The organism is Streptomyces sp. WZ.A104 (assembly GCF_002382885.1).
Taxonomy (GTDB): domain Bacteria; phylum Actinomycetota; class Actinomycetes; order Streptomycetales; family Streptomycetaceae; genus Streptomyces.
Window position 1 is genome coordinate 1 of the sequence record NZ_NWVL01000104.1, and the last position, 22,204, is coordinate 22,204.

Consider the following 22,204-nt stretch of genomic DNA (forward strand, 5'->3'; position numbering starts at 1 on the left):
ATCGAAGCCGGGCAAGGAGTCGAGGCGTTTCTCGACAAGCTGCGGACCCAGATAAGAGACCGCAGCTTCCATCCGGTTCCCGTCCGCGAGCAGATGATTCCCAAGACGAACGGCAAGCTTCGTCGTCTCGGGATTCCGACCGTGGCGGACCGAGTGGTCCAGGCGTCCTTGAAACTGGTGCTGGAGCCGGTGTTCGAAGCGGATTTCCTCCCGTGTTCCTACGGGTTCCGCCCGAACCGCCGTGCTCACGACGCGATCGCCGAGACCCGCTACCTCGCCAGCCACGGATATGAGTGGGTGGTGGAGGGCGACATCACGGCGTGCTTCGACGAGATCGCGCACCCGGCCCTCATGGAGCGGGTACGTAATCGAATCGGGGACAAGCGAGTGTTGTCCTTGGTGAAGGCGTTCTTGAAGTCCGGGATCCTGTCCCGTGACGGAGCTTTCACGGACACACGCACCGGGACCCCGCAGGGCGGGATTCTGTCGCCGCTGCTGGCCAACATCGCGCTCTCGGTCCTGGACGAGCACATTGCCCAGGGCCTCGGAGGACCAGATGGCACCTCCGAGGATCGGCGCAGGAGACGGCGCCGGGGATTGCCCAACTACCGGCTGGTCCGGTATGCGGACGACTTCCTCGTACTCGTCTTCGGGCGCCGGGACCATGCCGAGGAACTACGCGACGAGGTCGCAGAGGCATTAAAGCCGATGGGCCTACGCCTGTCGGTGGAGAAGACACATATCACGCACATTGACGAGGGCCTTGATTTTCTCGGATGGCGCATCCAGCGTCACCGGAAACTTGGCACTGATCGGCAGTACATCTACACCTACCCGGCACGGAAGTCAGTGCGCTCCGTGACGGGAAAGGTGAAGGAACTGACCGGACGACAGAACGTCGGCTTGTCGCTGGAGTCCTTGCTCCACCGGCTGAACTCGGTGTTGCGGGGATGGTGCGCGTATTTCCGTCCCGGAGTCTCGAACGTCGCTTTCTGTTACCTCAGCCACTACGCGTGGATGAGGGTGACACGATGGATTCGACGCAAGCACCCCGGGGTCACTTGGAAACAGCTCCGTCGGCGCTATTACGGCGGCGGCTGGTGGCCCGCCACAGAGGAAGCGGAACTGTTCAACCCGGCCAAGGTAAGCACGACCAGATACCGATACCGGGGAAAACTCATTCCGACTCCGTGGCCCACTACGGCATGAAGAACTGAACATCCTGGAACGGGATTTGTGGAGAGCCCGGTGCCCGGAGACGGGCACGCCGGGTTCGGGAGGCGGCTCGGGGAAACCCACTGTTGGAAACACCAGCAGGGCGCCCCGAGTCGACCTCACCCACGGCACGGTGCCTTTTAAGGCGATTTATGCCGCACTCGACAGCGTGGCGCTCGCGGTAGTCGACCGGGTCGAAACGCGGTGGCCTGCCGCCGCGGGAGCCGAGCTTCTGGCGGTTGCGCGCCTGGTCTGCCTTGTCCGGGATCGTGCAGCGGATCCCTCGGCGGCGCAGGTAGGCGCGGTTTCTGCGGGAGGCGTACGCCTTGTCCGCCCGCACCCGATCGGGACGAACTCGTGGCCGTCCCGGCCCGAGGCGGGGCACGCGCACCTTCTCAAGCACCGGTTCGAACTGCGGCGAGTCCCCCCGCTGCCCTGCTGTCACCACGATCGATAGGGGCTTCTGCCCCTGTTCGACAGCCAGACGCAGCTTGGTGGTGAACCCTCCGCGCGAGCGTCCCAGCCCGTGGTCATGAGGCTCGTTGAGTACGCCACCTGGCGGTTCTTTCTGCAGGTCGCCCCGCCTGCGAGCCCCGGCCGCATGCTGATGGGCACGACAGACCGTGGAGTCGACGCTCAGGTCCCACGCGATCGCCCCTTCGGCATCTGCCAAGGACTGGAGCCGGGTGAGAATCCGGTGCCAGGTGCCGTCCCGCTGCCACCGGCGGAACAGGTCGTAGACCCGGCCCCACGGCCCGTACTCGACGGGCACGTCACGCCACGGAATACCGGTCCGGACCCGGAACCGTATGCCGTCAATCAGCTGCCGACGAGTCCAGACAGGCGGACGCCCCGTCTTGACCCCCTTTGGCAACAACGGCTCCAGCACCGCCCACTGCTCGTCCGTGAGATCTCCCCGACTCATGAACCGTGATCATTCACAGCCCAAGATCCACTTTCGACACAGGCCCGTAGGGCAGTTCGTCGGCCACGTACGCCATCAGCTCGACGAGGGCCGTGCCCACGTCCGCCGGGTTGCGTTCGGTCCACTCGGGTGCGAGCAGCGAGATCCGGTCCAGCATCAGCCGGCGGAAGCCCTGAAGTCCTTGGCGAGATAGTCGATCGTGGGGCTGCTCTCCACCGCGGGCGGGCAGGCTTCGGCGGGGGCGCAGTCGAAGTCGCTGGGGCACTCCACCCTGAACGCGAACTCGGCCTCGGCGAGCAGCGGGTCGAAGCCGGCGGGCGCGAGGTCCGACTCACGGTTCATGACGAGCCGCAGCCGGTACGTGGAGAAGTCCCCGCGGTCCGCGGTGCGGACGACGAGCACATGGTCGGGTGCCTCGATGCCGACGAGCAGCTCGGGCGGGACGCCGGGACTGTTCCCCGGCGCCGCCCAGCCGACCTCCACCGTGGGGATGCGTTCGCCGCCCTCGATGACCACGTTGCTCCGGTCGAGGCCGTCGGGAACGGGCCGCACGAGCCGGACGTACAGAATGAGTTGGCGCAGATCCTCGGACGGGGCCGCGGTGTCGAGGACCTCCACGTACTCGATGCCGTTGAGGTCGCAACTGCTGGAACGGCTGGTCGGCGTTCCCACGCCGACTGGCGCGACACCTCGCCAGATCGGAGTTCCCACGACCGCGACACTCCTGCCCATCGTCGCCGTCAACCAGGGCAAAGGCTGAACTACTTGACAAAACAGATTCCACAGAACCAAGCGGTGGATCGTCGAGCGGCTCTTCGCGCACCTGATGCGAAGCCGCCGCCTGGTGCGCGACTTCGAACGCCGCACCACCAGCGCCGAGGCGATGGTCTACTGGTCGATGACCATGATCATGACCCGCCGTCTGGCCCGGCCACATTCCGCGCGAGGATGAATCGGCCCGGCGCGGACTCGGCCAGCCAGCCGCGCGCGACCAGCCGCTTCGCCTTCGACCGCAGCGCCTCCACCTTGGCCGGCACCGCGTCCAGGCCGAACAAGACAGCCATCTCCTGGCAGGTCACAGGCCCTCGATGGAGGCGATGCCGGTCCGCGAGGGCCTGCAGGATGCGCTGGTAGTCCATCGACAGCGCGGACGCGTCCAGCCACTCGCGCCACACCGGCACCTGCGACTTCGGCTTCGCCGCCATCGACGCCGATGATGCCTCCCATGCCTGCCCCTGGGCCGGCACTGCCCGTTCGGTCCGGGCGTAATCCTCGGTCTCGTCCACCGGACCCAGCACCTCGCCGACCCGCGAGCAGGCGATGACCCACTCCTTCCATTCCCGCTCGGCCACGACCAGCTCGGCCTGGACGCGGTCGGCCTCCTCCCGCAACTCGTCCACGCGGCGGCGAGCACCCAGCTCACGCTGCTCGAGCAACCCCACGACCGACGGCATCCACGGCCTCCCCAGGAACGATGACACGACAGGCCACCCCTCCCACGGGAGCACCGAACCTATGCCTGACCAGCGAAAACACCGTCGTCAGGTTCGGTACGAAAACAGCTACTGAGAGTCAGCAGATGGCGGCTACGCCGCGCAGTCCGGTGACGCTGGACGCCTGGTCCTGGTTGGTCAGGGTGCCGATGCCGAGCTGGCCGCTGGTGTTGAGGCCCCAGCTTTCCACGGTCCCGTTGGGGAGCAGGGCGAGGCTGTGGCTGGCGCCGGCATCGATGCTCCTGATGTCGGTGTCGGTGAGCCCCGGCACCGTCACGGGCTTGTACTTGGCGTTGGTGACCACGCCGCCGAGCTGATAGCTCTCGTTGGCGCCCCAGCCCTTGAGCCGGCCTTCCTGCGCGGTGGCGGTCGAGGGCCAGGCCAGCAGAATGGCCAGCAGCGGCAGCAGGCCCGAGGAGCGGGGCGCTGCGGCTACGGCCGCGGAGAAGTGCGTTCACGTCGGTCCTTGACGATGATGTGGCGCAGGCAGGCAGCAAAGCCGAACCGTTGCGCATAGTGACGGCGCGGTCGCTATAGGCATCTACTCGGGAGGCGCCCTGCCCTGCCAGGGACTTCTCACACGGGCAGGCCGCGCACCCCGACGTGCGGTTGAGGCGAGCCGGGGTGACGGCCGACCACCGGGCTTTGATGCCGTGGTCCCGTACGAAGGCCGGCCATCGTCGGGCCCGGCATGACACTTCGGGCCCGGGGCAGGGGCGGGGCGTGCCCACCGTCATCCCGGCTGTGGGGCGGCTTCTTTCACTCGTTCCGGGTTTTGCCTCGCGGAGGGGGACTCCGTCGCCCACACCGGTGTCCCTGCCGATCAGGTTGACTCGGCAGTCGACGGTGACCTGCGCAGAGGTCTTCCCTGTCGTGACTGGGGGCGGGGCCCGCTGTTGCGGGTTCCCGATCGGAGCCCGTGGGCATGGTGATGGCGCGCCAGGTGTTCTTGGAGCTGCCGCTGCGGGCTCAGGCGTTCAGGAATGTCTCGAGGCTGGTGGCCAGGGCCACAGGTGTCTCGTGCATGGGGTAGTGGCCGCTGTTGGCGATCTCCTCCAGTTCGGCGTTCGGATAGTGGCTGAGCCACGTGGCGCGCATGGCGTCGGCCGTGAGGGCGAGATCGTGCTCGCCGACGATGACCTTGACCGGGACGGGGTTGCCGGTGATCCGTTCCGTGAGGTCGGCGGTGACCCAGTCCTTCACGTAGCCGCCGAACGCCTCCCGGGTCGACCACTCCAAGGAGCGGTCGACCATCAGGTCCACCCACACCCGGGAGGCGCGTCGGCCGGTGACCAGATCGACGATGGAGCGTCGCTTGTCGCGGTCCTGCGCGGCACCGTAGAACAGCGCTTCTCCGTCGGCGTCCAGCGGATAGGCACCAGCGGGGACGGGGGCCAGGCCGACCAGCTTCCGCACTCGGTGCGGGGCCTGGGCCAGCACCTGCTGAGCCGCCTTGCCGCCCATCGAGTGGCCGACGAGGGAGAAGCTTTCCCAGCCGAGCTCGTCGGCCAGGGCGAGGGCGTCCTCGGCGATCTCGGCGAGCGTGTACGTGCCGGTGACGTGCTTGCGGTCGCCGTAGCCGCGGTAGTCGAGGAAGGCGTAGCTGAAGGTGTCGCCGTCCAGGTAGTCCAGGAAGGGCCCCCAGCCGGCGCTGGTGCCGAACCAGTCGTGGAGCACCAGCACTTTATGGTCGCCTGATCCGATCAGGCGGCAGGGAATGCTCATGGCGGGCTTCCTCTCGTCGTTGCGGGCGAACGGTTCGCTTTCCTCCGAGAACGCGCCCTTCCAGGTCAGGTCCCCGAGTCCGGCAGGTGACCGCTTGACGTCCTGGGGGGCGTCTGCGCCCGGTCGTCTCGCCGTTGCATACCCAGCGGGTGTCCTCGCCCACCTCTGCGTACGCACTCCGTTCCGTCGTGCGCACGCCAACAGCACCTCGACTCGGCTCGGGATCCTTTCCCATAGCCGGACTCTCCGAGCTGCGCCGACGCGGCAGAGTTGTCAGCGGGCGGGGCGTAGGACCGGGTTGAGGGCGAGGCGGTTGTCGGTCAGGTGGTGGCCTTCGGGGCTGAAGGGCGGGATGGCCACGGGCAGGCAGTCGGCGATCAGGAGGCAGCCCTGGTGGCGGTCCTCAGCGGTGGCCACCACCCGGGGCTCGCCGTCGGGCCCCCAGATTCCGGAGTTTCCCTGGTACTGCCAGGCGCCGGCGGGGACCTGTTCCCAGCCACGGCGGTTGGCGTAGGCGACGAACAGACGCCAGACGCTGGCCATGGCGGGGATGATGTGGCGGGTGGCGTCCTGGTACGGAACACGGCTCATGGTGCCGTCAGCCAGACGGAAGTGGCCGTCAGCTGCGGTGGGCCCCAGCACAATCTGCGCACCGTGTTCAGCCAGGTACTGGTGCAGCGGCGGGAACTCGCACTCATAGCGGTTCAGCACGCCGACCGTGATGAAGCTCCCCGTGATCGTGGACACCTGGAGACTGGGATCTTGAGGTTCCAGAGGAAGTAGCACCAGGTGGGAAGCAAGTACACGAAGCGGCACACCGAGGAGTTCAAGCGTGACGCGCTCGCGCTCGTCGATTCCTCGGGCAAGACGGTCACCGCCGTAGCCCGGGAGCTCGGCATCAGTTCGGAGTCCCTGCGTGGCTGGTACCGACGGGCGAAGGCGGACCGGGGCGAGGGTGAGCCCAGTGAGCTGACTAGCGCCGAGCGCGAGGAGCTCAAGCGGCTGCGCAAGGAGGTCCGCGAACAGCAGCAGACGATCGAGATCCTGAAAAAAGCGACCGCCTTCTTCGTGAAGGACAACGACCGGTGAGCGAGCTGTACCGGTTCATCCACGCGGAGAAGGCGAACTACCCGGTCGTTCTGCTGTGCCGGGTGCTGAAGGTCGCCCGCTCCTCCTACTACGCGTGGTGCGAGGGCGATGCCGCCGCGCTCGTCAGACCGCCGACGACGCGCTCGCGCACGAGATCACCGTGCTGCACATCGCCTCCCGCCACACCTACGGTGTCCCGCGCATCCACGCCGAACTGCGCCGCCTGGGCCGACGCGTGAACCGCAAGCGCGTCGCCCGCGTGATGCGCGAGCGCGACATCCGCGGCGTCACCCGGCGCAAGCGCCGTTCGCTGACCCGGCCGGACGCGAAGGCCAAGCCGGCCCCGGACCTGATCGGCCGTGACTTCCATGCCGAGCGTCCCGGGACCAAGCCGGTCGGCGACATCACCTACCTGCCCACCGCCCAGGGCTGGCTCTACCTCGCCTGCTGGCTGGACCTGGCCACCCGCGAGGTGGTCGGCTATGCCATGGCCGACCACCACCGAGCCAACCTCGTCGTCGACGCCCTCGACATGGCCCACGGCCGCGACGGACTGGAACCCGGCTGCGTGATCCACAGCGATCGCGGCAGCGAATACACGTCAACCCAGTTCCATGAACGAATAGGGAAGTTGGGGCTGCGGCAGAGCTGCGGCAGAGCTGCGGCAGAGCTGCGGACGCACCGGATCACGTGTCGACAACGCCGCCGCGGAGAGCTTCTGGGCCCTACTCAAAGAAGAGATCGGCACCCGCACCTGGTCCGACCGGGCCACCGCCCGCGCGGAGGTCTTCTCCTTCATCGAGACCTTCTACAACCGCAGCCGCCTGCGCAAGCACAAGACCTTCGGCTATCTCACCCCGGCCGAGACCAGGCAGCGGCATCAGCACGCCCTCGCAGCATAACGATCACGTGTCCGAGATCACGGGGAAACTTCAACTCAGTGCTCTCCCGGGAAGTCGTAGAACGCCAGGAGTTCATCGACGTCCTCGGTGATCTTCTTGACGGGCCTTGGGCCACTTCGCACCGTAAGCGCGCCCGAAGTCCTTCACCGCCTTCTCGGCGTGATCGCGGTCCTCGGCGTTGTAGATCTCCTGCAGCGCCTTCTTCGCGCCGGGCTGGGCTGATCTCGGCAGGGCGTTGAGGAGGCAGGAGCGGGCCTGGCCGAGGCGGACCTTGGGGTGGACGCCGTCGGCCCATACGTACACATAGTCGGATCCGGACAGGTCTCGGTCCTGAAAGGCGGAGTGGTCGTCGCGCCACTGCTTGGTCAGCCGGGTCACCGTTGTCGGCGAGAGCCCAGCGGCCGAGCCGAGGAACTGTTCCATCGCGGGCACGAAGTCCCCGGAGGACAGACCGTGCAGGTAGAGCAGGGGCAGGACCTCGCTGATCTTCGGGGACCTCCGGTACCAGGGGGCGAGGATCTTCGACGAGAACCGCTTGCGCTCGCCCGTCTCACCGTCGACCCGCTTATCATTCACCCGCGGCGCCTTCACCGCCATCGGCCCGGCGGCGGTGGCCACCGTCCGCTCGCGGTGGTGGCCGTTGCGGATCACCAGCGGCGACCGGCCTCGTCCCGCTCGCCCTCCAACTCAGCTATGTACTGGTTGACCTCAGCTTCCAGGGCCTCGGCGAGCATCCGACGGGCACCCTCACGGACGATGTCGTCCATCAAAGAGCCGCTCTGGGTGGTGCCGTCCTCGTTGACTACGCTCAGCGCGGGCGTGCCTTCCCGACCCGCGCTGCAACGCGGGCCTACTCGATGACCAGAAGTCGATCACTCGGGAAGGTACGCCCTCCGCGTTCCGCGAGGCACCCCTCCCGAGTCCGATCCACAGGTCTTGAGCATTGCTCTTGGTGGAGTACCGGTAGTTCTAATAGCTCATCGGTGAGCCCGAGCGCGGCAGTGCATGGGCCCCGATGCGAGGTGGAAGCCTGCCGCCGTTCTGGGACTTTGATCCCTGTGTTCAGACCGGCTGGCTCTGCCTCGCCCGCGCCCTGCCGGGCGGAGACCTTCGGTAGTTCCGGGACCTTGATCTCTCGTCAAAGACCGGTCCTGCCCGGCAGGCCCGGATCCAGGTTTCATGTCCTCAGCCCGCCGACAGGGGCCACCTCTCAGCAGTTCACGAGCCATGAGCTCTCCAACAGACCGAGGTCCCTGTCGGTCGTCTTGGTGGCCGCCAGCACATCGTGGAATGCTGACCGCCGACTCCCGATCAACGCCGACCGATCCGACTGGCCCGTGTATGTACGGCTCACAGGCGCGGCCAACCGCAGCGGCGGACCGCCCTCGCTGCCTGAGAGGTCGGCAACTTGTCCTCACTGAAGCCCGCACCGCGCAGGGACCACGGGTCGTGGTGGTTGAGGGAGGCGCCGCCCTGGCGTTGACGGTGGTCCAGCCGGGGTGGTCGGCGGGTCCGGGCACTTCCTCACCACAAGGCCGCTGGACGGCTGATCACGGTCGATTCGTGCGGGATCGGCGATATTGCGCAGGGGAGTTCCTCGTCGCCTCGTCCTCGTACGAGCCCACCGTGCCCCGGTCCACATGGAACGTGGTCAGGGTCGAAACGGGGGACGTCGGGTCCCGCCGGTCCTCGATGACCCGCATGTGGGTGGAGAAGCGCTTTGGGGTCACCTCGTACACGTCGTAGCCGTAGCGGTTGCCCTCGAAGTACTTGAGGTGCGGATTGGCCTGGCCCATGCGCGGGCCGTTGGTCCGGTTCCAGTCGGCGGAGTACGCGCCCGAGGTCACCGAGTGCGCGGTGAACTCCGTGCCGACGACGGGTGACGAGGTGTCGTCGAAGTCCGTGTGGATGTCGTCGACGAAGGCGGAGTGCCAGTCTCCGGTGATGACGACGAGGTCCTCCAGTCCGCTGCTGTGCACATGCCCCAGGACCTCCTTGCGCTCGGCCAGGAAGCCGTCCCACTGGTCGGTGAACATGTACGAGCCGCCCGGCGAGCCGCGCAGCTGGCTGAGCATGATCGAGTTGGCCCAGACGTGCCAGGCGTCCGGGGCCTTGTCGATGCCCTGCTTGAGCCAGGACTTCTGCTCGGCACCGAGGATGGTGCCGTCGGCGAGGTTCTGAGCCGAGCGGTACGAACGCAGGTCCAGGACTGTCAGCTCCAGCAGGTCGCCCCAGCGGCGCACGCGGTGGATCTCGGGGTCCGGCAGCGCGGCCTCGCCGAAGCTGTCGCGGTGCGGCATGTGCTCGAACCATGCCTGGAAGGCGGCCGCCTTGCGCTGCATGAAGGGGGCACCCCCGCCCGTACCGCTGAAGTCGTTGGCCACCTCGTGGTCGTCCCAGGTGAGGAACCAGGGGTGGGCGGCGTGAGCCTCGCGCAGCGATGCGTCCCCCTTGTAGAGGGCGTGCCGCTTGCGGTAGTCGGCGAGGGTGAAGGTCGCACCGCCCTCGTGGTCACGGACATGGCTCTCGGGGACGCCGCCGACCTGGCCGTGCTCGTAGATGTAGTCGCCGAGGTGGACGACGAAGTCGACGTTCTCCCGGGCGATGCCGCGGTGCGCCGCGTAGAAGCCGTCGTGGAAGGCCTGGCAGTTGGCGGCGGCGAAGCGGACCGCGCCGACTGCACCGGCCGGGGCCGTCTTCGTACGGCCCACACGGCTGGTCCGGCCGAGCGCGGTGAAGGCGTAGAAGTAGTGCCGCCCGGAGCTCAGTCCGCCGACCGGTACGTGCACACTGTGGCCGAGGGTCGCGGACGCCGGGGCGGTGCCGCGGGCGACGACCGTGCGCAGTCCGGCGTCCTCGGCGACGACCCAGCCGACCTCGACGACGTCGGGAAGGTCCTGCTCGGCGGCGAGGGGTTCGGGCGCCAGGCGGGTCCACAGCACGACGGACGAGGGCTGCGGGTCGCCGGAGGCGACGCCGAGAGTGAAGGGCGCCGGGTCGTAGTCGGCGCCCAGCGCCTCGGCTGCCTCGCGGGCCTGCGCGGGCGAGAGCCCGGCGGCCAGCGGCCAGGCGACGCCGAGGGCGCCCGACGCGGCGGCGGCCTTCAGCAGATCACGGCGGTTGAGCTTCACGACCGGCCTCCGGCGGTGTTGAGGGTGGCGGCATCAAGGGTGAGGGATATCGCGTCCGCGTAACCGTCGTTGGACGAGCCGCCGGAGCGCGTGAAGACGAGCAGGACCCGTGCACTGCGGGCGCCCGGCGGCACCGTGGAGGCCGCCTCGCGCTCCAGGAGTGCGGTACGCCCCTTGCGCTCGCCCGCGGTCACGGGCCCGAGCACGCTCAGCGCGACCGGGGTCCCCTTGGCGTCCCGGAACTCCACGGACAGCCGCACTCCGTCCTCTTGGCCCGCGTACCCGCCGAGCCAGCCGCGTACGGCGTACCGGACACGGCCCGCGTCAACAGCCGCGCGCCCGGTCGCCCCGGTCTGCGGCAGATCGATGTCCTGGACCAGTGCCGTACGGGGCGAGTTCCCCCCGGAGAAGAACCGACTGCCGCGCTGGGCGGGGCCGGGGTCGGACGGGCCCGGGTACCCTCCGCCGAAGCTGTAGTCGATCAGCGCGGGTGCGCCCTGCGCGATCCTCCAGCCGTTCACCGAGCCGACCGGCTCCGCACTTCCTCCCGGCCCACTCTCCGCGTCGCCGTTCACAACGAGATTCATCCACGTCTCCCCTGGGTGTTCTGCTGTGTTGTCGCGCCACGCATCACACCAGCCCCGCATGAACCGCGGGAAGCCCTTCACCAAACTTTCTCAGTAACCTGTACGGACAAGTACGAGTAGCAAATGCGCAAAACACAAGGAAGGGACCATCAATGGAAGATCCAGTAGCGCACAGCAGCGAAACAGCGTTACGGAAGCAAGATCCGCCAAGTGCTGCGCTCGTCCGCCAAGCAGATGTCCGGTCCCAGATACCTTGAGGCACCGTGCGCGTCTGACCAGCGGCGCCTACATGCGGCGTTCGACTGGTGCCCGGACCGTGGCCAGGGCCCGGTTGACTGTGCGCTGAGATGAGGGTGAGCTCGCCGCCCCGGTGGTCGTTCGAGTCCGGTAGTGACCCAGGGGCCGGCGCCTGTGCAGGCGCGGTCGGCGAGGACGGGGACGCCCTGGCGTTCGCAGATCTGGATCATCCGGTGGGTACGGGCCGCGGTGAAATCATGAGTGCGGCCCGGCAGGGCGGGCGAGATCCACAGCAGCTCGTCGGGCCGGATCGGTGAGGACCTGTCCGCCCGGCTGTCGCCGACGCGGTCGCACTCGGCGAGGGTCCCGTCCAGTAGGACGAAGTCTGGGCTGTGCTCGTGCAGCGTCAGCACGGAACGCTGGATTTGGCGGGGAACGGAGCGATGATGGCCAAACGTATTCATTTCACGGCAGAGGACCTCGGGCGGACCAGGGTGAAGAGCACCCTGGGTGTGGCCGCTGAGACGTTGGACAGTGTCCAACGACTGCGGGAGAGGGGCAGGGACAGGGCCCCGGCTTTACGCAGCTGGCGGATGTCGGTGACCAGTGGGCTGGGCGGGTCGCTCCGCGAACAAGCTTCCCCCCTGCTGGCGTTGATGCCCACTCATGGGCCGCAGATCGATATCGCGACCCTCACCGGGGGCGCCACGTGTATCGACGAGGCGGTCGACAACCTGCTGGCGGCTTCCCGCGCGATGACACGCCTGGAAGTGGAGTACCTCGACATCCATCCCGCTCACCGAGGGTGGGCCCGGGCCCTTGCCGCAGGCGACCGTGGAGCCCGTCGGGAACTGGCCAAGGCGTTACGGGCTTGCCACAGGGTGGCTGTCGCACCGTACTGGCCCCAGATACGCATCCACCTCGCTTCAGCCCGGGACGGCTATGCGCGCACGATGGCCGAGGACGGAGTCGAGGGGCTACTGGAGACGGTATGTGCTCCGCTGGTCCGTTGGCGGCCTCCCGTCCTGGAAGTGCATCATCCCCACGACGCGGACATCCAGTTGCGGGGGCGAGGGCTCGTCATCGCTCCGACGGTGTTCTCCTCCCGGCAGGTGGAGGTACTGCAGAACCTGGCGGACCCGGAGCAGTCGCCCGTCCTGGCGCTGCCCACGGTCGGCGGGGAGATGAACGACTCCGCACAGTGGCTTGTCGGAGAATCTGCCGAGGGGGCGCTCGAGGACCTGGTCGGGCGGACCAGAGCCGCCGTACTCGCAACTGTGGCCGACGGGTGCAGCACGACGGAGCTGGCCTGTCGCCTGGGCATCTCGCCCGCAACCGCCAGCCAGCACGCGAGCGTACTGCGCCGGGCCGCTCTGATCACGACCCGCCGCGACGGCAAGGCCGTACTGCACACGACCACACGCTTGGGCGCCGCGCTGCTGGCCGCCACCACCCATGGTTTCGGCCCCTGACGAAAGGATCGCCGGGTCCTGTCTGCCGCGCGATAGTCGTCTGCGTCGCACCATCCGAAGCGACGGCACGCGCGGGCGGGGGATCCGCGCGTGCCGTCGCAGAATCAACAAACGCCCTGCTCGCCGCGCTCGCCGACCACCCGACGCTGATGGTCCCCCTCGGGCTGGTCCGCCGCTTCACCATCTCGCTCCCCACGGGCCTGAACGAGCCCGTCACCATCCAGGCCGTACCGCACCAGCTCCAGTTCATCCAGAACTACCGGCCACGGACCAGGTGCTTCGCCCGCAACGGGAAACTCACCCTCGCCCGCCCCGACGGCACCTCGGGCTCCCTCTTCCTGCCGCTGAACGACAGTAGCGTCTACACCCCGATCGACGTCGACCTCGACGCGGGCGGACTCGCCCTCCAGAACTACGCCCAGGCCCTGAAGTCCCTGCCCCGCGACGAAGCCCCACCTGAGACCAAGCCACCCGCGCTGCGCTCCGCGGGCATCTTCGTCGCCGAGGCGAACCGCCAGGTCACCTTTCAGAACATCCTCGACGTCGTCGCCGCCATCGACAAGGACCTCAAAGACGGCGGCGAGGGCGACGCGAAGACCCTGGACGCGTCCACTGTCCAGCAGGGCATCCGGGTGGACGTCCACGACGCGGGCTCGAACCGCTGGTACCCCCTCTGCCGCCGCGAAGGGAAGTACACCGTCGACGACTACGGCACCCTGCCCATTAAGGACGAGGGCTGTGTCACCGACGCCATCACCCGCGGCGCCGACGAGGACGGCAACGATACGGGGCGCCTCACCCAGGCCGTCTTCCGCTGGAACAACTGGAGCCTGGTCACCGAACCCCACGGCAGGACCATCGGCGTCGACGGCCAAGTGACCGACCCCGGCCCCGAGACGAACCCCGCCCTGCCCTTCGCCGCCGCCGTCGACTGCCCCGACAACACCCTGCCGGCCCTCCGCTTCGGCCGCACCTACCGCTTCCGCGCCCGCCTGGTCGACCTCGCGGGCCGCAGCACCCCCTTCACCACCGCCCCCGCATCGGGCGAACCGGCCACCGTTCCCCTGCGGTTCTCCCGCTACGACCCGGTGCCCGCGCCCGTCATAGTGCTCCGCCGTCCCATCACCGCGGGCGAATCCCCGGTCGACCTCGTCGTCCGGACCGACAACGCCGACCCCACCGCCCCCGTCGCCGGGCCCACCTGCGAGCGGCATCTGCTCGCGCCGAAGGCCTCCGTGGAACTGGCGGAACGGCACGGCGTGCTCGACCTCGCGGCCGGACACCGGCCCGACCCGGCCGTCCACGCGCTGCTGACGAAGTACGACGGCGGGAAGATCACCGGCACCCCGGACCCGGGCGCGGGCGGCAGCCCGTACAAGGACACCGACACGATCGAACTGCCGTGGCTGCCCGACCCGCTGTGCCGGGGCGCGGCCCTGCGCGGCGTACCGGGCACCCCCGAACTGCTCACCACCTGGCCCGCCGGGGGCGCCGACTGGTACCAGCGGCTGCCGATGCGGCTGATCGTCGAGGCCGGACCGATCGGGAGCACCCAGTCCACGGCCGTCGCCGACGCAGCCACCCGGACGATCCGCGTGAAGCTGCATCCGGCCGCGTCCTTCCCCGCCGTACTCAGCTCGATGCTGGCGCCAGGCGACGAGGACCTGCTGGGTCAGTGGCGGTGGTACACCGAGCGGGTGAGCGCGGGCGAGGAGCCGGACGGCGACTCGGACGAGGGCCCGGACACCGGGAACGGCACCGGTTACGACGCCGGGACCGGACCGGCCATCAGAACCCGTACCGAAGGCGCCGAATCCGATGTCCACGAACTCCTCGCGGAGGCGGCGAGCCCCGCACCCGAGCAGTTCGGGCCCGCCGGGAGAAGCGAGCGTGACGACAGCATCTCCGCCCTGTCCGCCGCCGACCACGAAGCCGCCCTCCGGGCCGTCCTCGCGGGCCGGATCGGACAGCTCACCCCGACGACCGGGCTGACAATGGTCCACGCGGTCCGCTGCCCCGTCACCCCGCCGGCCTTCGCGGGGCCGCGCGTCCTACGGGAGCCCGCACAGACCGTGTACGCCCTCGACGAGGCCACGATGGCCGTCCACGGCGCCTCCACCCTCACCGTGCACACCCAGGCGTCGTGGACCGAGTACTCCGACCTGACCGGCAACGGACTGGTGACGTCCGCGGCGTCGGCCGTGCTCCGCCCGGAGACCGACTCCCTCGGCACCCCCGGCGGCCCGGCGCTGAAGAACATGCCGTTCCGCAGCCGCCACGACCCCGGGGACACCCGCCACCGGCTCATCACCTACACACCCGTCGGCGCGTCACGCTTCGTGCCGTACTTCACCCAACGTCGTACGGTCGTCCTCAATGGCACCACGCCCGAGCAGATCGCCCAGGCCTTCGTCCCGGGCACAGCCGTCGTACGGGCCGCAGTCCCGGCGCTCAACCCCGACGGCACCCCGGCCCGGCCCGGGGCGACATACCGCGTCGGTACGGATGTGACCGTGAACGACGACACGGGCGAGGTCACCCGCATCGCCAACGGGGCGATCACGAACGGCGCGTCGGTGGAGGTCTCGTACGTCGTGCCCCCCGTCACCCGCGCCGGGCCGCCGGTCACGCTCCACGTGCAGTCGACCGTACGACCTCCAGCGCCCGTGGTGCACTCGGTGGTGCCCGCCTTCGCCTGGCAGCGGACCAAAGCGGGCAGCACCACCACCAGCATCCGCAACGAGGGCACGATCCGGGTCCATCTCAAGCGGCCCTGGTATCTCACCGGGGAGGGCGAACTCCTCGGCGTCCGGGTCGTCGACGCCACGACCTCGACCGACCCGTCGGTACAGAAATGGGCCACCGCCTGGGGCCGTGACCCGATCCGGGACAAGGGGAACGCGCCCACCATGGCGTACCCCACCCCCGCGAACCTCGACGAGCGCGCGGTCGACGTACGCCTCGACCAGGGCCACGCCCTCGGCTTCCCCGTCGACTACGACCAGCAGCGGCACCTATGGTACGCGGACGTACGGTTCAAGGGAGGGAACACCCTCTACCAGCCCTTCGTCCACCTGATGGTGGTCCGGCTCCAGCCCGACTCGCTGACGGCCCCCGAGGACCTGCGGGCATCCCCCGTGGTCGACGCCGGCTGGGTCCAGCTCCCCGCCTACCGGCGCGCGAAGATCGAAGTCGGCGGGACGGCGGCGGGTTCGCCGGTGAAGGTCTCGGTCGTGGCACCGGAGCCGCCGCCCGGACGGGACGGCCTGACGTCCGAGTTCACCGTGGGCGTGCAGTTCCGCACCCCGCTGCTGCCCGACGACGCCGGCTGGATGGACCTCGACAGCGCGCCGCCCGTGCGGATGAACCGCGAGCCGCCCCCCGGGCCGATTGGGGTGTGGACCCGGGAGGTCAAGCTTCCGGCGGCCGTGGGATCCCGGCCGATGCGCGTGGTGGTACGGGAGTACGACGTCCTGCCCGACAGCCCGGAGCCGGGCCGGACGACGCGCCGGGTCTCGTACCTCGACACGATCCCCATCTGATCCCTGCGGCGCTTCGAGGGTTACGCCGATACGTCGCGCAGCACGTCGTACGCGTACGCCGCGTCGAGCAGCGGGGGGACCACGGACGTACGGCGCGCCGGGGGCCGGGGCCTGGTGACCGCGTCCCGTACCGCTTCGGCGGAGGCGCCCGGGAAGAGGGACCACAGCAGCGCCACGGCCCCGGTGACGACGGGCGCGGCGGCACTGGTACCGGAGAGCCCGCGGGGGAGTGCTGGTGCTGTCAGACCGTGGCGGCCGATCGCCCGGCCCAGCGTCGATGTGGGCAGAGGCCGTCCCGCGTCGTCACACGCGACCACCGGGATCACCCAGGGGTGGCGGACGAGCGGGGGGCCGCCGAGTTCGCCGTCGTTGCCCGCCGCGGCGACCACGAGAACCCCGTGACCGCGGGCCAGTTCGACGGCGTTGAGCAGCATGCCGATACCGGGGTCGTCCGCGGGGCCCGCGGCCGGGAGGCGTTCGAGCGCCAGACTCAGATTGACCACCCGGGCACCGGCGGCGACGACATCCGCCAGCGCGTCGGCCAGGTCGGCGGGTGCGGCGGGCGGGACGTCAACCCCGAGGACGGGACGTACGACGAAGGAACAGCCCGGGCAGATACCGGGCGTGGGGGCGGTGGGCCGGGCGGCGAGCAACGAGACGACGAGCGTCCCATGGCCCGGGGGAGCGCCCGGGTCCCGGGCGGGGACCGGGGCGCCGACGAACCGTACGGGCTGGAGCGCCAGATCCGGGTCCGTGTGGTCGACGGCTCCGTCGACCACACCGACCACGACATCGGGGCGTCCGGCGGTGCGTGCCGTGAGGGCGGACAGATGGGCCGGGTCTAGGACGCCGGTCAGTCGCACGTGGCCTTGATTCTCCTCGGTCGCGATTTCGTCTCGTTCCCCTCGCAGTCCACGCAGGTTTCGACCTCTACGGTCGTTCCGTATGCGTCGCAGTAGGTCCTCGTGGTGCAGGTCGGAGTGCAGAGGCAGTCATCGATGCAGCTGTCCCGGCACTTCTGCCAGCACTGGGGCCGGTTCGAGGAGTTCGTGCACCTACGGCTACACAAGTGTCCGCACTCGTCCGAGCAGGTGCCGTAGGAGACCTGGGCGGGGAAGACGCCGTAGGCGCCGCGCACACTCGATTCGGCGGTGAATCCGGGAATTGTCACAGCGATCACCTCATCTCAGAGGCTTGGCCCGAGACGGGTCAGCAGATAGGGATTCATATACTGGGTGGAGACCAGTACGGAGTACTTCTCCGTGAGGTCGGTGGTGCGGCTGGTGTAGGTCACGGTGAAGCTCATGACGTCCTGGTCGCCGCCGACCGCCGCCGACCGCCGCCGGGTGGACGTTGATCGAGGTGAGCGCGTAGTCGCCGGCGAACGCCTCGAAGGTCTTCAGATACACGGCCTCGTACCGGGAGGCCACGAAGTTCGCGGCCCGGTCCTCACTTCGCCGCCCGCCTCATCCACGGCAACTCCCACGCCCTCGACGACGGCACCCGACTGTCCACCCTCACCCTGCGCGCCCTCGCCACCCTCTACGACCAAGACCCTCCCGAAAGCGCACAACAACGCCGCGCCCTATGGACCCGCGCCGGCGTCGCCGACGACGGACTCTCCACCACCGTCCTCACCGCAGGCCTCCGCCCCACCGGCTCTGGGCTCCTGAGCCAACTCACGACTCTGTCCACCGAAGCCGGCCACGCCACCTTCCTCACCCTGGCCCAACTGCGCCCCCCCGAAGACTTCGGCCTTCCCGCCGGACACGTCCACATCACCGAGAACCCCAGCGTCATGGCCATGGCACTCAACCGCTTCGGCAGACGCTGCCCCGCCCTGGTGTGCACCGCGGGTTGGCCCAACAGCGCAGCGATCCATCTCCTGCGACTGCTCGCCGAGAAAGGAGCCACCTTGCACTACCACGGCGACTTTGACGGCGAAGGAATTCGCATCGCCGCCCACGTCATGGACAAGACATCGGCAACTCCCTGGCAGATGGCAGCGACGAACTACCTCGACGCCCTCAGCCTCAACCCGCGAGGACCGTTGATCGGACGGCTGACTCCAGTGCCTTGGGACCCGGCACTGGCCACAGCCATGACAGAGCACGGGACAGCCGTGCTGGAGGAATCAGTCGCCTCATGTCTCCTGGACGACCTGGCACGCTGAGAACCATCCCGTCTCCAACAGGGAACCAATCCCAGCGCACCCAAACGCTGCCGCGCCACACCGCTCAGCCATAACCATGTACCACTTCTGCACAGCATGGACTGGCTATGGTCACGAGAATCGGTTCTGGCTCATCTTCCGTGGATCACCACGCTGAGTGACGTTCGCCGGGCGAGCGGGCCCTGGGGAAGCTGCCTGAAAATGATCTGTCCCCAATGCGGTGTGGCTGGCAGTTCGGCCCGTGGCAGAAGTAGTAGTCCGGCTGGAGGAGTTACTGTTCCCGTCGATCGATCGCGGAGCAATGCTCATGACCTGTGGATCGGCCTCGGGTTGGACGCGAAGGGCGTACCTTCCCGAGTGATCGACTTCTGGTCATCGAGCAGGCCGACGTTGCACCGTCGGTCGGGAAGGCACGCCCGTGCTGAGCGTAGTGAATGCCGATGGAACGACCGAGACTGGCTCCCTGATCGACGACATCGTCCGCGAGGGCGCGCGGCGGATGCCGGCCGCCGCTCTGGAGGCTGAAGTCAACTCCTACATAGCCGAGTTGGCCGACCAGCAAGACGAGAACGGGCGCCGCCTGGTGGTCCGCAACGGCTATCACCAGCCCCGCTCGGTGACCACCGCGGCCGGGACGGTCGAGGTGAAGGCCCCGCGCATCAACGACAGGCGCATCGACGAGGCAACCGGCGAGCGCAAGCGGTTTTCCTCGGCGATCCTGCCGCCGTGGTGCCGCAAGTCCCCGAAGATCAGCGAGGTGCTGCCGCTCCTCTACCTCCACGGGCTGTCCAGCGGGGATTTCGTGCCCGCGCTGGAGCAGTTCCTCGGCTCCTCGGCCGGCCTGTCCCCGGCCACCGTCACCCGGCTGACCACCCGGTGGCAGGCCGACCACAAGACGTTCAGCGAGCGCGACCTGTCCGCCACGGACTACGTCTACGTCTGGGCCGACGGTATCCACCTGCGCATACGGCTGGAGGAGGCGAAGGCCGCGGTCCTGGTCGTCATGGGCGTGCGCGCGGACGGAACCAAGGAGCTGATCGCGATGGCCGACGGCTACCGCGAGTCCTCGCAGTCCTGGGCAAGCCTGCTGCGGGACTGCCAGCGGCGCGGCATGCGCGCTCCCGTCCTCGCCGTCGGCGACGGTGCCCTGGGCTTCTGGAACGCGTTGAACGAGGTCTTCCCGGAAACCCGCCACCAAAGATGCTGGGTTCACAAAACGGCCAACTGCCTCGACAGCCTCCCGAAGTCAGCTCAGCCCGCGGCGAAGAAGGCCACCAGGACATCTACAACGCCGAGGACAAGGAGCACGCGGCCGCCGCAGTCAAGGCGTTCGCCAGGCAGTACGGCGCGAAGTTCCCCAAGATCGTCGATGACGAGGACGAGCTGCTGGCGTTCTACGACTTCCCCGCCGAGCACTGGATCCACCTGCGGACAACCAACCCCATCGAGCCGACCTTCGCGACCGTCCGGCTGCGGACCAAGGTCACCAAGGGCGCCGGATCCCGGGCCGCCGGTCTGGCGATGGTCTTCAAGCTCGTCGAGTCCGCCCAGGCCCGCTGGCGAGCCGTGAACGCACCCCACCTCGTCGCCCTCGTCCGAGCCGGGGCCCGCTTTGAACGCGGCCAGCTCGTTGAACGGCCGCGGACGACCGCGGCGTGAATAGGGTGGCGGACCTGCCTCGAAGTTCGAGATCATCCGGTCATGTCGGATGGCACGGCAGGACATGAGCTTCCGGTCGGCTTCGGGTTCCGGCCGTATCGCGGCGACGAAGACCACGGAGCCATGGCCGCGGTGCGGCGGGGTTGTGCTGAACAGGACCAGGTCGATGCCTATTCGGTAGTGGAAGGGCTCCCGACCGCGGCCGAGATCGCCGAAGCTTCTGCCAAGTTGGAGGAGCCGTCCAAGAACCAGATCCTGGTGGTGCGCGACGGGAGCGTCGTCGGCTACTCGACGATCCGGTGGTGGCAAGAGCGGGACGACACGTGGCTATACCTGCACCGCGGCCACCTCTTGCCCGAGCATCGCGGCCAGGGCATCGGCTCAACCATGCTGAGCTGGGCCGAAGAACGGATCCGCCGACTCGTCAAACAGCACGGAACGGCGCGGACGGCAGTGATCGGCGCGAACGCCATGGCCTCCGAGCAGGACGCCACGGCACTTCTGCGCGCAGCCGGCTACCGACGTGTCTTCAGCCTGGTCGAGCTGGAGCTGGGCGATCTGCAGCAGGTGCCCGAGCCGGGCAGCGAACTGCCAGCCGGGATACGGACAGGGCCGATCGGGACAAGCCACTACCGTGAAGCCTGGAGGACGGTCGTCGATTCGTATGCGGACACCGGTTTCACTCAGAGATGGCCTTTCCAGGACTTCGTCGACACCGCCAACCCGGCATGCTGGAGGGCTGCCTGGAACGGGCAGGACATGGTCGGCGTCGCCCTCTGCTCCATCCGCCGTCACGACCACACCGTGGGCGAGGTCGAAGAGCTGAGTGTCCGGACGGACCAGCGACGCCTCGGAATCGGCCGGGTGCTGCTGCTGGACGGTCTGCGGAGCCTTCGCGAGCAGGGTGCAATGACCGCCCGGCTGTTCACGGGCACGGCAAATCCGCACCGGTCCTACGACCTCTACGAGAGTGTGGGGTTCCGGCGGCAGAACGAGTACGTCCGTTACCGCAAGCCGCTTACTTGATCGAACGGCCATTGGGCTGTCTGGTCAGTCCACAGGATTTGACAATGCCTCCCTCGCCGCGGACGCACAGGCGCCTCGGGCATCACGCGAAGGAAAAGCTCCCACAACCTGTCTGGCACCAGTTGCCGCCCCATCTCCATGCCATGACAACGAGGACCCCGGCCAGCCGTCGACAGGAAAGGTGCTCGATGCTGGCTCGAACGATTCCCGGCAAGCATCTTCGAGAGGCATGACCGCCATGACGGACTACCTGCAGGCCATCTTCGCGATGCTGGGTCCCGGAGAGGAACGCTACGCCGACCCTGCGGCCTGGCTCAGCCTGGAGGAAGAACTCGGCAAGACGCTTCCGGGGGACTACAAACAGATCGTCGACGCGTATGCGCCAGTGCAGATCAACGGCCACCTCACCCTTTCTCACCCTGCGTCAAGCTGGTGGAACCTGGGCGAGGAGATCCGCTCGGCATCAGAAGTCTGGGCTGATAGCAGATGGGAGTCCTACATCACTGGGCCGGACGACGATCCTCGCGTCTTCTGCCAACTACCCCAGCTCAGCTTCGGAACCTCCGAAGGTCTCATACCCATCGCCGCCACCGATCAAGGAGCTGCGGTCTTCGTAGCCTCGTCGGTCCACGGTTTCTCCGACGGCGTGGTGGTCCAAGGGGCAGAGGGCGACTGGGCCGGACACCCCATGACCTTCGCCGAGTGGTTGTACCGCCACCTCGTCGGCGAGGAGATGACCGGTTGGGACAGCGCGGCCTTCTACCCCGGCCCCGTGGGTCTGGAGTACCCACCTGCAGGACCAGGCCAGCCCACTCGCGAGGCATACGGCCCAGACCGCGGAATGTGATCCCGCACCAACTGAGACGACGTCTTAACGGGATCGTGTGGAAGTTCCGCACCGGGACCGCTTGGCGTGACGTGCCCGAGCGGTACGGTCCCTGGGCCACACTGCACACCCGGTTCCGCCGGTGGGCCCTGGACGGCACGTTCGAACGGATGCTCCGGGCCGCCCAAGCCAGAGCGGACGC

At 68.5% G+C, this 22,204-nt stretch carries 19 protein-coding genes and 6 pseudogenes; 11 read left to right on the forward strand and 14 right to left on the reverse strand.

The features are described 5' to 3' along the window. A partial coding sequence (ltrA, locus tag CIB93_RS34075) for a group II intron reverse transcriptase/maturase (protein WP_107470999.1) occupies window positions 1-1,209 on the forward strand: 1,209 nt, incomplete at its 5' end. On the opposite strand, the gene CIB93_RS34080 is transcribed toward ltrA, so the two are convergent. From CIB93_RS34080 to CIB93_RS34110, 7 genes are all read right to left on the reverse strand, one after another. Next, on the reverse strand, window positions 1,199-2,140 hold the full coding sequence (locus CIB93_RS34080; protein WP_257002488.1) for an IS5 family transposase: 942 nt from the start codon (window positions 2,138-2,140) through the stop codon (window positions 1,199-1,201). The two genes, ltrA and CIB93_RS34080, sit on opposite strands and share 11 nt — an antisense overlap. 13 nt (window positions 2,141-2,153) lie before the next feature. Then, window positions 2,154-2,297: a hypothetical protein gene (locus tag CIB93_RS38280; RefSeq protein WP_179500340.1), complete on the reverse strand. Its 144-nt coding sequence runs from the start codon at window positions 2,295-2,297 to the stop codon at window positions 2,154-2,156. Beyond that, the gene (locus CIB93_RS34085; protein ID WP_096632570.1) at window positions 2,297-2,812 is read right to left on the reverse strand and encodes a hypothetical protein; all 516 of its coding nucleotides are present in this window, start codon (window positions 2,810-2,812) and stop codon (window positions 2,297-2,299) included. Before CIB93_RS34085 ends, CIB93_RS38280 begins: the two co-directional genes overlap by 1 nt. 236 nt (window positions 2,813-3,048) lie before the next feature. After that, window positions 3,049-3,594 (reverse strand): hypothetical protein, encoded by a 546-nt coding sequence (locus tag CIB93_RS34095; RefSeq protein ID WP_096632573.1) that lies wholly within the window; start codon window positions 3,592-3,594, stop codon window positions 3,049-3,051. Window positions 3,595-3,712: 118 nt separating this feature from the next. Next, the gene (locus tag CIB93_RS34100; RefSeq protein ID WP_096632575.1) at window positions 3,713-4,042 is read right to left on the reverse strand and encodes a hypothetical protein; all 330 of its coding nucleotides are present in this window, start codon (window positions 4,040-4,042) and stop codon (window positions 3,713-3,715) included. A gap of 560 nt (window positions 4,043-4,602) precedes the next feature. Next, window positions 4,603-5,358, reverse strand: a complete 756-nt coding sequence (locus CIB93_RS34105) for an alpha/beta fold hydrolase (protein ID WP_096632576.1) — start codon at window positions 5,356-5,358, stop codon at window positions 4,603-4,605. Window positions 5,359-5,631: 273 nt separating this feature from the next. After that, entirely contained in the window at window positions 5,632-6,105 is a 474-nt protein-coding gene (locus CIB93_RS34110) for a nitrilase-related carbon-nitrogen hydrolase (RefSeq protein WP_096632577.1), read from the reverse strand. A gap of 42 nt (window positions 6,106-6,147) precedes the next feature. Between CIB93_RS34110 and CIB93_RS34115 the strand changes: the two genes are divergently transcribed. From CIB93_RS34115 to CIB93_RS39700, 3 genes and pseudogenes are all read left to right on the forward strand, one after another. Next, entirely contained in the window at window positions 6,148-6,447 is a 300-nt protein-coding gene (locus CIB93_RS34115; RefSeq protein WP_096632579.1) for a transposase, read from the forward strand. A 97-nt stretch (window positions 6,448-6,544) separates the two neighbouring features. Next, window positions 6,545-7,048, forward strand: a pseudogene (locus CIB93_RS39695) (IS3 family transposase); the annotation flags it as partial. Window positions 7,049-7,106: 58 nt separating this feature from the next. Continuing rightward, window positions 7,107-7,349: an integrase core domain-containing protein gene (locus CIB93_RS39700; protein WP_096632591.1), complete on the forward strand. Its 243-nt coding sequence runs from the start codon at window positions 7,107-7,109 to the stop codon at window positions 7,347-7,349. A gap of 38 nt (window positions 7,350-7,387) precedes the next feature. Here the strand turns inward: CIB93_RS39700 and CIB93_RS34130 are convergent. The 5 genes and pseudogenes from CIB93_RS34130 to CIB93_RS34150 all read right to left on the reverse strand — a co-directional run. After that, window positions 7,388-8,116: pseudogene (locus CIB93_RS34130) on the reverse strand (transposase); the annotation flags it as partial. A 634-nt stretch (window positions 8,117-8,750) separates the two neighbouring features. Further along, a pseudogene (locus CIB93_RS39325) lies at window positions 8,751-8,928 on the reverse strand (Zn-dependent oxidoreductase); the annotation flags it as partial. After that, on the reverse strand, window positions 8,900-10,480 hold the full coding sequence (locus tag CIB93_RS34140) for an alkaline phosphatase (RefSeq protein WP_096632581.1): 1,581 nt from the start codon (window positions 10,478-10,480) through the stop codon (window positions 8,900-8,902). The gene CIB93_RS34140 and the pseudogene CIB93_RS39325, both read right to left, overlap by 29 nt. After that, window positions 10,477-11,067, reverse strand: coding sequence for a phosphoesterase (locus tag CIB93_RS34145; protein WP_096632583.1), 591 nt, complete (start codon window positions 11,065-11,067; stop codon window positions 10,477-10,479). The genes CIB93_RS34140 and CIB93_RS34145 overlap by 4 nt, the downstream gene beginning before the upstream one ends. Before the next feature lie 288 nt (window positions 11,068-11,355). Further along, window positions 11,356-11,711, reverse strand: a pseudogene (locus CIB93_RS34150) (transposase family protein); the annotation flags it as partial. Window positions 11,712-11,897: 186 nt separating this feature from the next. Here CIB93_RS34150 and CIB93_RS34155 point away from each other — a divergent pair. Together CIB93_RS34155 and CIB93_RS34160 are read left to right on the forward strand one after the other, a co-directional pair. Beyond that, window positions 11,898-12,776 (forward strand): helix-turn-helix transcriptional regulator, encoded by an 879-nt coding sequence (locus CIB93_RS34155; RefSeq protein ID WP_306454836.1) that lies wholly within the window; start codon window positions 11,898-11,900, stop codon window positions 12,774-12,776. A gap of 149 nt (window positions 12,777-12,925) precedes the next feature. Continuing rightward, window positions 12,926-16,318: a hypothetical protein gene (locus CIB93_RS34160; protein ID WP_257002490.1), complete on the forward strand. Its 3,393-nt coding sequence runs from the start codon at window positions 12,926-12,928 to the stop codon at window positions 16,316-16,318. Between the two features lie 20 nt (window positions 16,319-16,338). Here the strand turns inward: CIB93_RS34160 and CIB93_RS34165 are convergent, their stop codons facing one another. Continuing rightward, complete coding sequence (locus CIB93_RS34165; protein ID WP_257002491.1) at window positions 16,339-17,181, reverse strand: S8 family serine peptidase; 843 nt, start codon at window positions 17,179-17,181, stop codon at window positions 16,339-16,341. Between the two features lie 522 nt (window positions 17,182-17,703). Further along, a pseudogene (locus tag CIB93_RS39705) lies at window positions 17,704-17,748 on the reverse strand (hypothetical protein); the annotation flags it as partial. 38 nt (window positions 17,749-17,786) lie between these two features. Here CIB93_RS39705 and CIB93_RS34175 point away from each other — a divergent pair. From CIB93_RS34175 to CIB93_RS39330, 5 genes and pseudogenes are all read left to right on the forward strand, one after another. Next, window positions 17,787-18,491 (forward strand): TIGR02679 family protein, encoded by a 705-nt coding sequence (locus tag CIB93_RS34175; protein WP_096632586.1) that lies wholly within the window; start codon window positions 17,787-17,789, stop codon window positions 18,489-18,491. A gap of 418 nt (window positions 18,492-18,909) precedes the next feature. Beyond that, window positions 18,910-20,150: pseudogene (locus CIB93_RS34180) on the forward strand (IS256 family transposase). A 42-nt stretch (window positions 20,151-20,192) separates the two neighbouring features. Next, on the forward strand, window positions 20,193-21,176 hold the full coding sequence (locus tag CIB93_RS34185; protein WP_096632588.1) for a GNAT family N-acetyltransferase: 984 nt from the start codon (window positions 20,193-20,195) through the stop codon (window positions 21,174-21,176). Window positions 21,177-21,405: 229 nt separating this feature from the next. Next, on the forward strand, window positions 21,406-22,023 hold the full coding sequence (locus CIB93_RS34190) for an SMI1/KNR4 family protein (protein ID WP_096632589.1): 618 nt from the start codon (window positions 21,406-21,408) through the stop codon (window positions 22,021-22,023). Then, the coding region (locus CIB93_RS39330; RefSeq protein ID WP_373558832.1) for a transposase at window positions 22,020-22,204 on the forward strand (185 nt) is incomplete at its 3' end. The genes CIB93_RS34190 and CIB93_RS39330, both read left to right, overlap by 4 nt.